At 40.5% G+C, this 15,065-nt stretch carries 13 protein-coding genes and 3 rRNA genes; 7 read left to right on the top strand and 9 right to left on the bottom strand.

What is annotated here, in order from left to right; translation table 11 throughout:
- Together ATS74_RS09910 and rrf are read left to right on the top strand one after the other, a co-directional pair.
- Positions 1–314, top strand: a 23S ribosomal RNA gene (locus tag ATS74_RS09910); the annotation flags it as partial.
- Between the two features lie 142 nt (positions 315–456).
- Positions 457–571 (top strand): 5S ribosomal RNA (gene rrf, locus ATS74_RS09905).
- Between the two features lie 603 nt (positions 572–1,174).
- Here rrf and recG read toward each other — a convergent pair.
- Genes recG through asnC form a run of 3 tightly spaced genes read right to left on the bottom strand, consistent with a single transcriptional unit; the run spans position 1,175 to position 4,502 of the window.
- Positions 1,175–3,256 carry an ATP-dependent DNA helicase RecG gene (recG, locus tag ATS74_RS09900; protein WP_058548753.1) on the bottom strand — a complete coding sequence of 694 codons (2,082 nt, stop codon included), beginning with the start codon at positions 3,254–3,256 and terminating at the stop codon, positions 1,175–1,177.
- Positions 3,257–3,315: 59 nt separating this feature from the next.
- Entirely contained in the window at positions 3,316–4,002 is a 687-nt protein-coding gene (gene trmH, locus ATS74_RS09895) for a tRNA (guanosine(18)-2'-O)-methyltransferase TrmH (RefSeq protein WP_058548752.1), read from the bottom strand.
- Positions 4,003–4,043: 41 nt separating this feature from the next.
- Positions 4,044–4,502, bottom strand: coding sequence for a transcriptional regulator AsnC (gene asnC, locus ATS74_RS09890; protein WP_058548751.1), 459 nt, complete (start codon positions 4,500–4,502; stop codon positions 4,044–4,046).
- A 197-nt stretch (positions 4,503–4,699) separates the two neighbouring features.
- Between asnC and asnA the strand changes: the two genes are divergently transcribed.
- Positions 4,700–5,695 (top strand): aspartate--ammonia ligase, encoded by a 996-nt coding sequence (gene asnA, locus ATS74_RS09885; protein WP_058548750.1) that lies wholly within the window; start codon positions 4,700–4,702, stop codon positions 5,693–5,695.
- 33 nt (positions 5,696–5,728) lie between these two features.
- Here the strand turns inward: asnA and ATS74_RS09880 are convergent, their stop codons facing one another.
- The 6 genes from ATS74_RS09880 to ATS74_RS09855 all read right to left on the bottom strand — a co-directional run bounded on the left by ATS74_RS09880 (position 5,729) and on the right by ATS74_RS09855 (position 12,124).
- The gene (locus ATS74_RS09880; protein ID WP_058548749.1) at positions 5,729–7,336 is read right to left on the bottom strand and encodes a DUF342 domain-containing protein; all 1,608 of its coding nucleotides are present in this window, start codon (positions 7,334–7,336) and stop codon (positions 5,729–5,731) included.
- A 148-nt stretch (positions 7,337–7,484) separates the two neighbouring features.
- Positions 7,485–7,877 (bottom strand): RidA family protein, encoded by a 393-nt coding sequence (locus ATS74_RS09875; RefSeq protein ID WP_024600049.1) that lies wholly within the window; start codon positions 7,875–7,877, stop codon positions 7,485–7,487.
- Between the two features lie 12 nt (positions 7,878–7,889).
- Complete coding sequence (gene spoT, locus ATS74_RS09870) at positions 7,890–9,995, bottom strand: bifunctional GTP diphosphokinase/guanosine-3',5'-bis pyrophosphate 3'-pyrophosphohydrolase (protein WP_058548748.1); 2,106 nt, start codon at positions 9,993–9,995, stop codon at positions 7,890–7,892.
- A 128-nt stretch (positions 9,996–10,123) separates the two neighbouring features.
- Positions 10,124–10,399: a DNA-directed RNA polymerase subunit omega gene (gene rpoZ, locus ATS74_RS09865; RefSeq protein WP_058548747.1), complete on the bottom strand. Its 276-nt coding sequence runs from the start codon at positions 10,397–10,399 to the stop codon at positions 10,124–10,126.
- A gap of 124 nt (positions 10,400–10,523) precedes the next feature.
- Positions 10,524–11,144, bottom strand: a complete 621-nt coding sequence (gene gmk, locus ATS74_RS09860) for a guanylate kinase (RefSeq protein WP_058548746.1) — start codon at positions 11,142–11,144, stop codon at positions 10,524–10,526.
- Positions 11,145–11,263: 119 nt separating this feature from the next.
- Positions 11,264–12,124 carry a YicC/YloC family endoribonuclease gene (locus ATS74_RS09855; protein WP_058548745.1) on the bottom strand — a complete coding sequence of 287 codons (861 nt, stop codon included), beginning with the start codon at positions 12,122–12,124 and terminating at the stop codon, positions 11,264–11,266.
- Between the two features lie 163 nt (positions 12,125–12,287).
- On the opposite strand from ATS74_RS09855, the gene rph reads away from it, so the two are divergent.
- The 4 genes from rph to ATS74_RS09835 form a co-directional block, all read left to right on the top strand.
- Entirely contained in the window at positions 12,288–13,001 is a 714-nt protein-coding gene (rph, locus tag ATS74_RS09850; protein ID WP_058548744.1) for a ribonuclease PH, read from the top strand.
- Between the two features lie 12 nt (positions 13,002–13,013).
- On the top strand, positions 13,014–13,658 hold the full coding sequence (gene pyrE / locus ATS74_RS09845) for an orotate phosphoribosyltransferase (protein WP_058548743.1): 645 nt from the start codon (positions 13,014–13,016) through the stop codon (positions 13,656–13,658).
- A gap of 57 nt (positions 13,659–13,715) precedes the next feature.
- On the top strand, positions 13,716–14,099 hold the full coding sequence (locus ATS74_RS09840; RefSeq protein WP_058548742.1) for a diacylglycerol kinase: 384 nt from the start codon (positions 13,716–13,718) through the stop codon (positions 14,097–14,099).
- Positions 14,100–14,654: 555 nt separating this feature from the next.
- A 16S ribosomal RNA gene (locus ATS74_RS09835) occupies positions 14,655–15,065 on the top strand; the annotation flags it as partial.

Genomic DNA, 15,065 nt, shown 5'->3' with positions numbered 1-15,065 from the left:
CGTCGTGAGACAGTTCGGTCCCTATCTGCCGTGGGCGTTTGAGAATTGAGAGGGGTTGCTCCTAGTACGAGAGGACCGGAGTGAACGAACCGCTGGTGTTCGGGTTGTCATGCCAATGGCATTGCCCGGTAGCTACGTTCGGAACTGATAAGCGCTGAAAGCATCTAAGCGCGAAGCAGGCCTCGAGATGATTTCTCACTAGACTTTTAAAGTCTCTGAAGGGCCGTTGAAGACTACAACGTTGATAGGCAAGATGTGGAAGTGGTGTGAGCCATTAAGCTAACTTGTACTAATTACCCGTGAGGCTTAACCATACAACGCCAAACGCGTTTTGTGACAGTGAAAGCGACAGAAGTTAATAACTAAAGTAGATATTACTTAGAAACTTAAAAAATATTATCAGCTATTTTCCAAATTCAGTTAGTGCGTAGAAATACGGATTAACGCCAAAATTTGCTTGGTGACAATAGCGTTTTGGACCCACCTGACTCCATGCCGAACTCAGTAGTGAAACGAAACAGCGCCGATGATAGTGTAGCATTTGCTATGTGAAAGTAGGACATTACCAGGCTTCAAATTAAAGAAACCCGTTACAGCAATGTAACGGGTTTTTTGCTGTCTGGGGTTTAGTAAATAGCCAAGAGCCCATGCCGAGCTCAGTAGTCAAACAAAACAGCTCAAAGGCGAGCCCCACGGAAGGCCGCCCCGACACAAAGATAGTGTAGCATTTGCTATGTGACTCACCACCGCTGTGGGCACCACGACATTCTACTGCGTAGCGCACCGACTTCAAATAAGAGAAAGCCCGACTAGCAATAGTCGGGCTTTTTACGCCTGAAGAAAAGTAATCTTTAGCATCTCCATCTCTAAAGCGTAGCGTCTACTAAGCGAAGCGCCTCTTTGTGAACAGTGTTTTGGCTATCAAATGCATTGGCCGATGATAGTATCTATCCCATTTCACAGTGGCTATCTAATACTGTGAGCAGTATGACATCCTACAGCGGTATCAAGTAAGACAAACTCAACTTGAAAGCGTCGATCTTTTTTATGCTTGAAGGAAAGAGAGTAATTAACTTTTATTAATTAGCTCCAAAGTACCTCCAGCCAGAAGGTGAGTTTCTACATTTAGTAAATTATATATTGTGTAGACTAATGCCTGAATGTGTATAGCGGGTTATGCTTGTGCATAGTTTGATTTATTGCCTAACCAACGTTGAATGAGTGGCTCTACTAAATTAGGGTGTTGTTTAAGCATTTGTTGAGCGATAGGTCTAACTTGGTTTAGTGTTTGTTTATCTCGTGTTAAATCTGCTATTTTAAATTCTGCTAAGCCTGTTTGTTTAGTGCCAAGTACTTCACCTGGGCCGCGTATCTCTAAATCGCGCTCTGCGATGACAAATCCGTCGTTACTATCTCTTAATACACCTAAGCGCTTTTGCGCAGTATAAGATAGAGGTGCGTGATATAAAAGGACGCAGTGCGATGCTGTGGCACCACGGCCTACTCGACCACGCAGTTGGTGCAATTGTGCTAAGCCTAAGCGTTCAGGGTTTTCTATTATAATTAAACTAGCGTTTGGCACATCTACGCCTACTTCAATAACTGTGGTAGCGACTAAAACGTGAATATTACCCGCTTTAAATTCACTCATAATGGCCTGTTTTTCTGCTGATTTCATACGGCCGTGCACTAAACCCACATTTAATTCAGGGAGTGCCTCTTTTAATTGCAGAGCGCTATCTTCTGCAGCTTGACATTGGAGAGCTTCAGATTCGTCAATAAGAGTACAAACCCAGTAAACTTGTCTGCCTTGTTCATTACAAGCCAATCTAACGCGCGCTATTATATCGTCTCTACGAGTATCAGGAAGTGCTACTGTGGTTATGGGCGTACGCCCAGGTGGTAACTCGTCTATCACTGAGGTTTCTAAATCAGCATAAGCGGTCATGGCAAGCGTTCGTGGAATAGGTGTTGCTGTCATGACTAATTGATGAGGGTAGCAATCACCAAACTTGCCTTTTTCACGAAGAGATAGACGCTGATGCACACCAAAGCGATGTTGCTCATCAATGATTATAAGTACTAAGTTATTAAATTTAACTTCATCTTGAAAAAGTGCGTGAGTGCCTACTATCATTTGGGCTTCGCCACTGGCTATTTTTTCAAGTGTTGCTACGCGCTCTTTACCTTTCGTTTTACCACCAAGCCAAGCAACTGAAATACCTAATGTGTTAAACCAATTAGTAAAATTTATGCCATGTTGTTCTGAAAGAATTTCTGTTGGTGCCATTAAAGCAACTTGAAATCCTTGAGCTATAGCTGTTAATGCACTAATTGCTGCTACTAGAGTTTTACCAGAGCCTACGTCACCTTGTACTAAGCGCATCATTGGGTAGGCGTGCTGTAAGTCACCTTTAATTTCTGTGACTACGCGGTTTTGGGCCTTTGTTGGTGCAAATGGAAGGTTTGATAAAAATTTACTTTCTAGTTCATTGTTAGAGCTTAACGCAACCGCTTTAACTTGTTGTCCTTGCTCTCGTATTTTTAATAAGCTGAGGTTTTGCGCAAGTAACTCTTCAAATACAAGACGTTGCTGAGCGGGGTGAGTGCCTTGCTCTAACGCAGTTACATCAACATCATTAGGTGGGCGATGTAATAACAATAAAGCGTCGCTTAACGCCATACTTGATGGTTGCCATTTTGCAGGTAGTAGCTCTTCTACTGAGTACTTGCTTAGTAAATCAATAGCCTGTTCGCTTAAAGCCCTAATCGATAGCTGTTTTAAACCTTCAGTTGTTGAATAAACGGGCGTTAAGGTTGTGGCTACTGGTTGTTCGCTGGAGGTATCGCTGATGCTATATTCAGGATGGCTCATTTCAAAGCCAACGCGGCCGCGGCGTACTTCACCAAAACAACGTATTATTTTACCAGCACCAAATGCGTTTTTTTGCGCTGCGGTAAAATTAAAAAAACGTAGTGTTAGCCTACCTGTACCATCGTTTATTTGAACAACTAGCATACGCCTTTTACCAAATGTAATTTGGCTTGTTTCAATGTTTGCTTCGACACTTACATGACTGTGTAGTGCAAGCTCATTAATGGGGTAAAGGCGAGTTCTATCTTCGTATCTAAGAGGAAGGTGAAATAGCATGTCTTGTACTGTAATAATGCCTAGCTTTAACAAACGCTCAGCCATTTTTGGGCCGACCCCTTTGAGTTCTGTAATTGGGTATTGGTTTAAGCTAGGTTTAGACAAGTTTGATCTAATCTTATTATATGTGAGTGAGTTAAGTGTACTTACAGAGCCTTAGTCCATCAAGTATGTTTTAACGCTTGCCAAAATTGTTCACTCGCAATTATTTCACCATTTTCATCAAGTGGCGGGTAAGGCAACTTTTTCATTCTGCATTGCTTGGCAATAACAGGGTGGTAGCCTTCAAAATACATAGGGTGCTTAATTTCATCACTTAACATATTACGGTTATACATACCGGCTTTTTGGCGTTGGTTTTGTGCTTCAAATAAAATAAGTGCTGCAGCAACAGATACATTAAGTGACTGCACCATACCTTGCATTGGAATAATAATATTTTGATCTGCATGTTTTAACGCATGCTCAGAAATTCCTGTTTTTTCTTGACCTACAATAATTGCTGTTGGTTTTGTGTAGTCGATTTCTGTGTAATTGACGGCATCTTCACTAAGGTGAGTTGCTAGTATTTGTACATCAGGGTTATGCTCACGCATTAAAGCAACAGCATCATCAATATTTTTGTGAAGGTGCGTATCTAACCAGTTTTTGCTGCCACCAGAGGTATTGTTAGTTAACCACTTTTGGTTTTCTGGCCACACAGCATGAACATGGTGGCAACCAACAGCGTCGGCGCTTCGTACAATAGCAGATAAATTGTGGTGTTTATGTACGTCTTCTAAACATACGGTTAAGTCTGTTTGACGGCGTGAAAGTACACCCTCAATTCTTTGATAGCGAGTTTGCTGCATGGTTATCCTCTTTTTTCGGCAATTATACGAGATTTTTACGCTTAAGGCATTACCGTACGGCTAATTGGGTTTTGCAGAGAAATTAGGGTTTCTGTTGATTGAATTGCCTCTATTGCTTGTATTTTATTAATCAACACATCTTGCAGATGATCAATTGATTTCGTCATTACTTTTATAAATATACTGTAGTTGCCTGTCGTGTAATAAGCTTCTACTACTTCCTCTAGAGCTTCTAATTTAATAAGTGTTTGTGGGTAATCGCGTGCGTTACTTAAGTTAATACCTATAAAACAACATACATCGTAACCAAGCTGTTTAGTATCTATCGTTAATTGAGTTCCGGTGATTATGCCTGCTTGCTTCATTTTTTCTATTCGCACGTGAATAGTGCCCGCACTAACGTTGAATTTTTTTGCTAATTCCGCATAAGCTGTACGGGCATTTGCCATTAATGCGTGAAGTATATGTTTATCGAGATTATCGATTAAATAATTATTCATTAGATTGTCTTACTTAAATTAGTGAATTCTCATTTTAAGAGGGGTTAAATTAATTGATTTAATAAGATAAAGCTATTTTTATTAAAGGATATTGAATTAAATGTTCAAATCGTTACATTAACCTCATTGGAAGCATCTGTTGAGATGTTTTTTATCAATTAAGCAAGTAACAATAACTGGGAATGAGGCCAATTATTATGAGTTCACACTATGTGCAGCAACAGCAGCAAATAAGCAAAGTTAAGCAGTTTTTCTCGCAGCAATTAGAGCAGCAATTAGGGCTAATTGAAGTACAAGCCCCTATCTTGGCTAAAGTAGGCGATGGCACACAAGATAACCTTAGTGGCCACGAGAATGCAGTTGCAGTAAAAGTGAAAGCGATTACAGATAGCAGCTATGAAGTTGTTCATTCACTTGCAAAATGGAAGCGTAAAACGCTCGCTACTTATGGTTTTAAAGTTGGAGAAGGTATTTATACGCAAATGAAGGCACTTCGCCCTGATGAAGACTCACTAAGCCCTATTCATTCTGTATATGTTGATCAGTGGGATTGGGAAAAAGTGATTTGCCAAACGAGCGAACGTTCGTTAAGTACATTACAAGAAACAGTTAAAGCTATTTATAAAGGCTTAAAGAAAACAGAGCAGTTTGTAAGTGACAGCTTTGGTATAAACACGTTTTTACCACGTGATATAACGTTTGTACATAGTGAAGATTTACGCAAAATGTACCCTGATTTTGATGCCAAGCAACGGGAAAAAGCGATTGCACAAGAGTATGGCGCAGTATTTTTAATCGGTATAGGTGGCGCATTAGGAGATGGCAAAATTCATGATGTAAGAGCGCCAGATTACGATGATTGGTCTACACCCACAGCTGATGAGTATAGAGGCTTGAACGGTGATATTTTAGTATGGAATCCTGTATTAGAGGATGCATTTGAAATATCATCAATGGGCATACGGGTTAGCCCTGATGCCTTAAAGGTACAACTGAGCATAACTAATGATGAAGATCGTTTAGAATTTGATTGGCATAAAGCGCTTTTACAAGGCGATTTTCCACAAACTATAGGTGGTGGAATAGGGCAATCGCGTGTAGCTATGTTATTGCTACAAAAGCAGCATATAGGGCAAGTACAAGTTGGTGTGTGGCCGCAGCATACACATGATGCGGTAGTTGGCTTATTGTAATAATGCAGTGAGTGCTCTGTGAGCACTCAATCCTTAATGTGTTTTAAATTCTACTTCAATTTTATTATTTATAAGTTTTACATTACATGGTGGGTAGTTGCGGGTAGTTTTAAGTACTTTATCAAAAATATGAATTTCTACTCCTGAGTGTAAAACTGAGTTCACGGCAAGGTTGGCATCGCTCAATAAGTCATGCAGGTCATGATCTAATGCCGATAGGCGTTTTTCTAATTGCTCTGCTTGCTGACAGTAATGTTGCTGGGTTGCACCAATTTTAGTAATTAACAGTTTCTTTTTTTCTGCATCTTTTACTAAATCTGTTTTTTCTAGTGCGGCTTGAAGTGTATCTAGTTGCTCATCTGTTTTTGCTAAGTCTTTAAAACAATTGTCTGTATCAGCTGTTATTTCTGCGCCTGATGCCGCCAAGTTAATAGTCATTTTAGCACCTGACTCATTACCAATCTCACCGGCTATTAGTGTTGTTGCATCAAGTATTTCACCACCAAATATTTTGCCTTTAGGCGCATCAGATTGGCCAACCTGCAATAGCCGCTTTGCCTTCATTACACAATGGCTTGTTTGACGGTCAATAAAAATATTATGAGCCTCTAAATAGCAATATTGTGAGTGGGATACATGAATATCACCCTGCGCAATTAATTTACAAGAAAGCGTTTTATCATCAGCTTTTTGATGCCCAATAATAGCTTGTTTAACCGTAATGTTCCCACCTGCGGTAAGCTCACCTGATTCTACTGTGCCAAAAATAGTGATATCACCTTTAGCGCTTACTTTCATCCCAGGCTCTATATTACGGGTAACAATAACGCTGCCTTCAAAATCAATATGGCCACTTTTCACTGTTACATCTGATATAGTAAAAATGTCATCTACGCGCATGCCATTATTAATTTCAACAGGTACGCCAGCAATAGTAGATACCAGTTCTAGTGGATTAACTTTTGATATTTCAGTGCCTTCACCGGCGACTAATTGCTTACTATCACCCGCTTTAGCCGGAAGTATATCGCCTAGTACAGTGAAACCTTCTTTGCCTGGGGTAGCAGGTTGTTGGCGAATAAGCACAGAGCCGGGCTCCACACTCGCCAGCTTACCAAAGTCACGCATATCAACACTGCCATCTTCTTTTAGCTTTGGTGCTTTTAAGCGATCTTTTAGGGTTTCTACTGTGGTTATGAGCTTCGTTGCTAAACCGTCACTTGGGAGCCTGCCTTTAGCTAAAATGCCTTTAACTAATGATCCTGCTTCGTTCTCAAATTGCTTTTGTAATAACTGCTCCAAAAAAACCTGCTTATAACCACGAACAATACCTGCCTTTATAAGTTGTTTTTTAGCTTCTTCGAGGCTTAATAACTTGCCGCCCTGAGCAAGTGTCAGTTCGCCAATAGCTAGCATTTTATCGTCGCTAATAGTGACATTTAATACGGCGTTATGTTTACTTGCAACTACCAGTGTTTTATCAGCACTTTCATTTTTAAAAAAGTCGTTAATTGAGTCATGCTCGATTTTGCAGTTGCAAAAAGTCGACTTTTCAAGCGCCTCAATAATAAATGCAGCGCTAGGAGGCACGTGCTCCCCTACATCAAGTAAAACATTTCCATTTTGGGCAAGCTTAAACACTAGTTGATCCTTTTCTACTACTTAAGTTAAATTTTTTATAAAAAACAATTACAGAGTGCTAGAAAATAGTATTTGAGTCAAGAAATGAGAGTGGACGAAATGTTAAGAGGGAAAAAAGGCTATGGAGCAGAGCCATAGCCTGTAAAGCTTAGTTAGTAGAGGGCAATTCCATAATACCGTCTATTTCAACTTGCGCACCTTTTGGTAGTGCTCTAACGCCTAACGCTGCACGTGCAGGGTAAGGCTGTTTAAAGTACTGACTCATTACTTCATTAACTGTAGCAAAGTTCGATAAATCAGTAAGGTAGATATTAATTTTTACCAAGTCTTGAATTTTTCCGCCAGCTTCTTCACATACTGCAGTAATATTTTTGAATACTTGATGTGTTTGTTCACTAAAATCTTCTGAGATCATTTCCATAGTCTCAGGCACTAATGGGATCTGACCTGATAAGTAAACAGCAGTGCCAACTTTAACTGCTTGGCTATATGTACCAATTGCTGCAGGTGCTTTGTCGGTAGAGATAAATGCTTTATTCATGTTTTTCCTATTTTACTTTTTACGATAGACTTTTTGTACATCAGGCATAACGCGAATGCGGCGCATAATGTTAGCAACATGGACACGGTTTTTAACGGTGACTCCTAGATCTATCACGTATAAATTACTTTCTTTTTCATCAGTGGCAATTTCTACAATATTGGCTTGGGTTGTAGCTACAACATTGGTTAATTTAGCTAATGCCCCTTGATGATTAATAATTTCAACTCTTAGAGCTGCAATGTATTCTTTTTCTGGGTTGTCGTCCCACTTTACAACTAGGTACTTAGAGCGCTCACTCTCCCAGCCTCGAATGTTTTTACATTCTTGACGGTGAACAGTGAGACCTTTACCTTGGCTAATATGCGCTGTAATAGCATCCCCAGGTACAGGTCGACAACATTTAGAGTAATTAACTAGCATGCCTTCTGTACCAATAATGGTCGCCTTGGCCTGGTTAGTTATATCAGTTAAATCGTCATTGTCGTTTTGCAATAAACGTTTAGCTATTAATACGCTCATTAAATTACCAGAGCCAATTTCAACAAGTAACTCAAGGACTGTAGATAGCTCATGCTCTTCAAGTACTCTGGCAATGTTTTCATCGGCAATACTATCGAGTTTGTTTTCGCCTAACGCAGAATCAAGTAAGCGACGGCCTAAAAGCATCGCTTCTTCGTGGTGTTGGCTTCTTAGGTAATTACGAACGCCCAAACGTGCTTTACCAGTAACAATAAAGTTTAACCAAGTCGCATTAGGGTGGGCGCCTGAGCTTGTTATTATCTCTATGGTTTGCCCAGTATCAAGCGGCTTACTTAATGGGTGTGGCTTACGGTTAACGCGTGCACCTACACAAGTGTTACCTACATCAGTATGTACAGCATAAGCAAAATCAACAGCAGTTGCGCCCATTGGTAGCTCTACTATGCGACCATCAGGCGTAAACACGTATATTTCTTCTGGAAATAACTCAGTTTTTACGTTTTCAACAAATTCAAATGATGAACCAGCGCTTTGCTGTAGCTCTAATAAACTTTGCATCCATTGGCGAGCACGTTGCTGAGCTGTATTTCCAGCACCATCACCTGCTTTTTTATACATCCAATGTGCAGCGACACCTTTATCGGCCATATGATCCATATCGTGGGTACGAATTTGAATTTCAACAGGTATGCCGTGTGGGCCAACTAAAGAAGTATGTAAAGACTGATAGCCATTTGTTTTTGGCACTGCAATATAGTCTTTAAAGCGCGTTTCAATTGGCTTATAAAGGTTATGTGCAACACCTAATACGCGATAACACGTATCCATAGAATCAACGGCAATTCTGAACGCGTAAATATCCATAACTTCGTTAAATAGTAGCTCTTTATTAAGCATTTTTTTATAAATACTATATAGGTGCTTTTCACGTCCTGATACGGTGGCTTTAATTCCCGACTCTTCAAGACGTGCTTCTATTTCGCTTTGAATATTAGAAATAACTTCTTTACGATTACCACGCGCTTTAGCAACTTCTGATTTAAGCGCACGGTGTCTCATAGGGTATAAAGCCTGAAAACCTAAATCTTCAAGCTCATTTTTAATATCGTGAATACCTAAACGGTTGGCTATTGGTGCGTAAATCTCGAGCGTTTCGCGTGCTATACGTCGACGTTTATCTGGGCGAAGGGCGCCCAATGTACGCATATTATGTGTTCTATCAGCAAGTTTGATTAATATAACCCTAATATCTTGGGTCATAGCCATAATCATTTTACGGTAGTTTTCAGCTTGGAATTCTTTTTTATCTTTAAAGCTAAGCTTATCGAGCTTACTTACACCTTCAACGAGTTCTGCCACTGTTTCACCAAAAATTTCAGCTAAATCTTGTTGGCTAAAATCGGTGTCTTCAATTACATCATGCATCAGCGCGGCCATGAGCGTTTCATGATCTAGGTGCATTCCTGCAAGAATTTGGCTTACTTCTACGGGGTGAGTAATGTAAGGTTCGCCGCTCGAGCGAGTTTGTCCTTCATGGGCCTCTCGGGCTACCACGTAAGATTTTTGAACCAGCTCTACATCAGCAGCGGGCAAATATTCTGAGATTTTCTTTTTAAGACCTTCAAAAAGATACATTCACACTCCAATGTTCTCGTGAAGCAAATTAGGTAACGGTAAGTTAAGAATATACGATGAAAATAGAGGATTGCCAACGGCTATAGTAGAAATACTGCGCCGTTGGCTAAATCAGACCGGGAGGTCGATTACTGGTTGCCACCAACAATGGCAGCAACAGCAGCTAATTCAGCTGCTTCTTGGTGTTGTTGTTCTTCACGGTCAATTACGTCCATTGATGAACTATCAACTAAACCTAATTCAATTTCACGTAAAGCAACTACCGTTGGTTTATCGTTTTCAGGATCTACTAGTGGATCTTTACCACCAACAGCAATTTGGCGGGCACGACGAGCCGCAACTAAAATTAAGTCAAAACGATTACCAACTGCATCTACTGCATCTTCAACTGTTACGCGAGCCATCTCAGCACTCCAAAATATTTTAAAAGCAAAGGCGTAGTTTACTCCAAGGAGCAAGTTTCGCCAATAGCCAGTGGTTAATTTTTATCAGTTTTACATATCTAATACTGATTTAAACGCTGCTTAGTTATTTAAGTAAGCTGCTTAGTAAGTTTTGATGGCGGTTTTGCTGCGCTTTTAACGTTAAACGCTGAGCCATCACAATAGTTTCTATATCACTCAGAGCAGTATCAAATTCATCATTTACAACTACAAAGTCGTATTCATTATAATGCGAGGTTTCTGATTGTGCTTGTGCCATACGCCCAGCAATTACCTCAGCTGAGTCTTGTCCGCGGTTATTTAAACGTTGCTCAAGTTCTTCTTTTGAAGGCGGTAAAATAAAAATGGTCTGTACGCTTGGCATAATCTTACGAACTTGTTGCGCGCCTTGCCAATCAATATCTAAAAATACATCAATACCTGCATCTAGCTGCGATTCAATTGCTTGTTTTGATGTGCCGTAGTAGTTATCAAACACTTGAGCCCATTCAAAAAAATCATCTTTGGCAATTAACGCTTTAAATTCATCGGCGCTTACAAAGTGATAGTGGACCGCGTTTTCTTCACCAGGGCGAGGTGAACGTGTAGTGTGCGATACCGATACTTTCATATCGTCATGCTTTTTTAGTAATGCATTAATTAAGCTAGATTTACCCGCACCAGAAGGCGCAGATAGAATAAATAAGTTTCCGCGAGTTTGAGCCATGTTTTTCTCTACTTAAAAATAAACAGGCTTGAGTTACAAAAATAACCCAAGCCTTTAATGACACTATTGTACTTTATTTAGCTAATTGTGCTCAAGTGAGTCACAAAATTGAAATAGCATTATTCAATATTTTGAATCTGCTCTCTCATCTGCTCAATTAGCACTTTTAGCTCTACAGCTGCATTAGTAATATCACTATTGATAGACTTAGACGCTAGGGTGTTTGCTTCGCGGTTAAACTCTTGCATCATAAAATCTAAACGGCGGCCACATGCTCCGCCTTTTTTAAGAATTTTTCGTGTTTCTTTTACGTGCGATTTTAAGCGGTCTAGTTCTTCGGCAACATCTTGTTTTTGAGCAAGATAAATAAGCTCTTGTTCAAGGCGAGATTCGTCAATGTCTGTTTTTAAGTCTTCAAGCTTTTGGTTAAGCTTTTCACGCTGCCATTTTGCAATCTCTGGCATATGAGTTTCTACTACATCAACTTGCTCAAGTATTGCATCAAGGCGAGTTGCAATCATTTCTTCTAAATTTGCACCTTCATCACCACGAGCAGATTTAAAATCTTCTATTACTTGGTCAAATCCTGTAATAAGCGCTTTATTTACAGTATCTAAATCTATTTCTTGTGCTTCCATAACACCAGGCCAACGCAATATATCAACAGGGTTAATGTCGCCATTACTTTGTTGCTGCACCCATTTAGCACTATTTATTAATTGCTCAGCGAGTGATTCATTAATTGAAAGCTCGCCAACATGCGCTGGGTTTGCCACAAATTTTAAAAACACTTCAACTTTACCGCGTTGCAGATGCTTACGTAATCGTTCGCGAATCACTGGCTCCATGCCACGAAATTGCTCTGGTGCGCGAATAAATGTTTCAAGGTAGCGCTGGTTCACTGAGCGTACTTCCCAAGTGCCCGTGCCCCAGTCGCCTTTTACTTCGCGACGTGCATAAGCAGTCATACTGTGGATCATGGATAGGTCCCTAAAATTTGTAAATTCAATATTGCAGTGATTATACCGTAACACCACTTAACCTCTAGGGAAAATTTATTAGGCTGAATATTTTACAATCAGCATGGCATCTACCTTCACATGCACTTATAATGTCGCAAATTCAGAATAAAGGGGATCGTCCATGCGTCCAAGCGAAAGAACACCTAACCAAATTAGACCAGTTACATTTACACGTAATTACACTTTACATGCTGAAGGCTCCGTACTTGTTGAGTTTGGTAACACCAAAGTACTTTGTACTGCAACGGTTGAAGTGGGTGTACCTCGTTTCATGAAAGGCCAAGGCAAGGGTTGGGTTAATGCTGAATATGGCATGTTACCTCGCGCAACGCATACTCGTAATGCTCGCGAAGCAGCACGTGGTAAACAGGGCGGTCGTACAATGGAAATTCAACGCTTAATTGCACGTGCACTAAGAGCCGCTGTAGACTTAAAAGCGCTTGGCGAAAACACGATTACTATAGACTGTGACGTAATTCAAGCCGACGGCGGAACGCGTACAGCTTCTATTAGCGGTGCATGTGTTGCTTTAGTTGACGCACTTACCCACATGCGCGCAAAAGGGATGATCAATTCAAACCCCCTAAAACACATGATTGCTGCTATTTCGGTTGGTATCTACAACGGCCAAGCAATTAGTGATTTAGAGTATATTGAAGACTCTTCTGCTGAGACTGACATGAACGTAATTTTAACCGAAACAGGTAAAATTATTGAAATACAAGGTACTGCAGAGGGCGAACCATTCTCGTTCGACGAATTAGATGAGCTACTTACGTTAGCTAAACATTCAATCCGTGAGATTATTGACGTTCAAAAACAAGCGTTAGCATAAGCGAGTACCCAAATGAAAGATTATCAAAAAGAGTTTATTGAATTTGCTTTAGAAAAGCAGGTTTTAAAATTTGGTGAGTTTACCCTTAAATCAGGCCGCACTAGTCCATACTTTTTTAATGCAGGACTTTTTAATACGGGTCGTGATTTAGCGCGTTTAGGTCGCTTTTACGCATCGGCCCTTGAAGATGCCGCAATAGAATACGATGTTTTATTTGGCCCTGCCTATAAGGGTATCCCTATTGCGACTACAACTGTAGTTGCCTTAGCTGATCATCACGATAAAGACGTGCCTTATTGCTTTAACCGCAAAGAGAAAAAAGCACATGGTGAAGGCGGTACATTAGTAGGCTCTGAATTAACGGGCAAAATTATGCTGGTGGATGATGTGATCACCGCGGGTACTGCTATTCGTGAATCAATGGAAATCATCGCAGATAACGGCGCAGACTTAAGTGGTGTATTAATAGCACTTGATCGCCAAGAAAAAGGTAAAGCAGAGCTTTCAGCTATTCAAGAGGTTGAGCGCGACTTTAATACCAAGGTGATCTCTATTGTAAAATTAGCTGATCTTATTAGCTACCTTGAGAGCCAAGGTACAATGGACGAGCATTTAGCATCAGTTAAAGCATACCGAGATCAATACGGTATTGCCTAACTAAAAAAGCCTCGCAATTGCGGGGCTTTATTTTGACCACAGTTTATAGAGCTAATAATGAAAGATGTATTTAAACCTAATGGCCTTGGTATAAAGCGTATATTTAAAGCAACGTATTGTTCATACCTCGGCTTCAAAGCGGCCTTTATAGAAGAAGCGGCTTTCAGACAAGAGTTGCTACTTAGCATTATTTTGCTACCCATTTCTTTTTGGCTAGCTTCATCAGTATTACATTGGGCATTGTTAGTAAGTACATTACTGATCATATTAATTGTAGAACTACTTAATTCAGCAATCGAAGCATTAACAGATCGCGTTAGTACTGAGCGCCATGTGTTATCAGGGCGTGCAAAAGATATGGGATCTGCAGCGGTAACCCTCTCATTAATGATCCTTATGATCGTGTGGGGCGCAAGTTTCTATATAAAGCTGTTTCAGTAAACTCTCTAGATAAACCAATTAATACACCTAGAATGTTAATAAAGAGCTAGTTATGTTGTGTTTTTGAGCGTTTAGTTCAAATACTCAGCGAACAGTCATTTATTTCAGGTTTTCTTCAAAAAAGGGTTGATCTGTTTTCGGATCTCCCTATAATGCGACCCCACTGAGACGGCAGACAGCAACGCTTAGCGAGGCAAGAGTCAATCAGTGAGTCGAGTAAAACTTAGTTCTGAAAACTTTCAGTTTAACAAAATTAAGTATTGACAAAAAAATAGGAAAGCGTAATATGCGCAGCCCTAGCGAGATAAAGTTTAACGCTTTAATCGCAACGTTCTTTAACAATATAAAGCAATCATCTGTGTGGGCACTCGTACAGATTGAGTTCTAACAGCCAACCTACTTCGGTAGCGAGGCAAGCAAATTAGAGTCTCAATTGAAACTGAGTGACCAACAGCAATAACTACTTCGGTAGGAATTGCAGCACAGTCAATTCAATATCGAAAGATATTAAATAAATTCAGAATTCATTGAGCTGTCGAAAGACATAAAACTTTTTAATTGAAGAGTTTGATCATGGCTCAGATTGAACGCTGGCGGCAGGCCTAACACATGCAAGTCGAGCGGTAACAGAAAGTAGCTTGCTACTTTGCTGACGAGCGGCGGACGGGTGAGTAATGCTTGGGAACATGCCTTGAGGTGGGGGACAACAGTTGGAAACGACTGCTAATACCGCATAATGTCTACGGACCAAAGGGGGCTTCGGCTCTCGCCTTTAGATTGGCCCAAGTGGGATTAGCTAGTTGGTGAGGTAATGGCTCACCAAGGCAACGATCCCTAGCTGGTTTGAGAGGATGATCAGCCACACTGGAACTGAGACACGGTCCAGACTCCTACGGGAGGCAGCAGTGGGGAATATTGCACAATGGGCGCAAGCCTGATGCAGCCATGCCGCGTGTGTGAAGAAGG

Origin of the sequence: Pseudoalteromonas sp. H103, from assembly GCF_001469205.1 — a bacterium.
Classification (GTDB): Bacteria; Pseudomonadota; Gammaproteobacteria; order Enterobacterales; family Alteromonadaceae; genus Pseudoalteromonas; species Pseudoalteromonas carrageenovora.
Note: the sequence above shows the minus strand (reverse complement) of the source record. Positions and strands in the feature narration are given on the sequence as shown.

What these genes read in the sequence shown, in the direction of transcription:
- rpoZ (WP_058548747.1), bottom strand. Translation starts at nt 10,399, where the DNA reads ATGGCTCGCGTAACAGTTGAAGATGCAGTAGATGCAGTTGGTAATCGT.
- trmH (WP_058548752.1), bottom strand. Translation starts at nt 4,002, where the DNA reads ATGCAGCAAACTCGCTATCAAAGAATTGAGGGTGTACTTTCACGCCGT.
- spoT (WP_058548748.1), bottom strand. Translation starts at nt 9,995, where the DNA reads ATGTATCTTTTTGAAGGTCTTAAAAAGAAAATCTCAGAATATTTGCCC.
- ATS74_RS09855 (WP_058548745.1), bottom strand. Translation starts at nt 12,124, where the DNA reads ATGATCCACAGTATGACTGCTTATGCACGTCGCGAAGTAAAAGGCGAC.
- pyrE (WP_058548743.1), top strand. Translation starts at nt 13,014, where the DNA reads ATGAAAGATTATCAAAAAGAGTTTATTGAATTTGCTTTAGAAAAGCAG.
- rph (WP_058548744.1), top strand. Translation starts at nt 12,288, where the DNA reads ATGCGTCCAAGCGAAAGAACACCTAACCAAATTAGACCAGTTACATTT.
- ATS74_RS09875 (WP_024600049.1), bottom strand. Translation starts at nt 7,877, where the DNA reads ATGAATAAAGCATTTATCTCTACCGACAAAGCACCTGCAGCAATTGGT.
- asnA (WP_058548750.1), top strand. Translation starts at nt 4,700, where the DNA reads ATGAGTTCACACTATGTGCAGCAACAGCAGCAAATAAGCAAAGTTAAG.
- gmk (WP_058548746.1), bottom strand. Translation starts at nt 11,144, where the DNA reads ATGGCTCAAACTCGCGGAAACTTATTTATTCTATCTGCGCCTTCTGGT.
- asnC (WP_058548751.1), bottom strand. Translation starts at nt 4,502, where the DNA reads ATGAATAATTATTTAATCGATAATCTCGATAAACATATACTTCACGCA.
- ATS74_RS09840 (WP_058548742.1), top strand. Translation starts at nt 13,716, where the DNA reads ATGAAAGATGTATTTAAACCTAATGGCCTTGGTATAAAGCGTATATTT.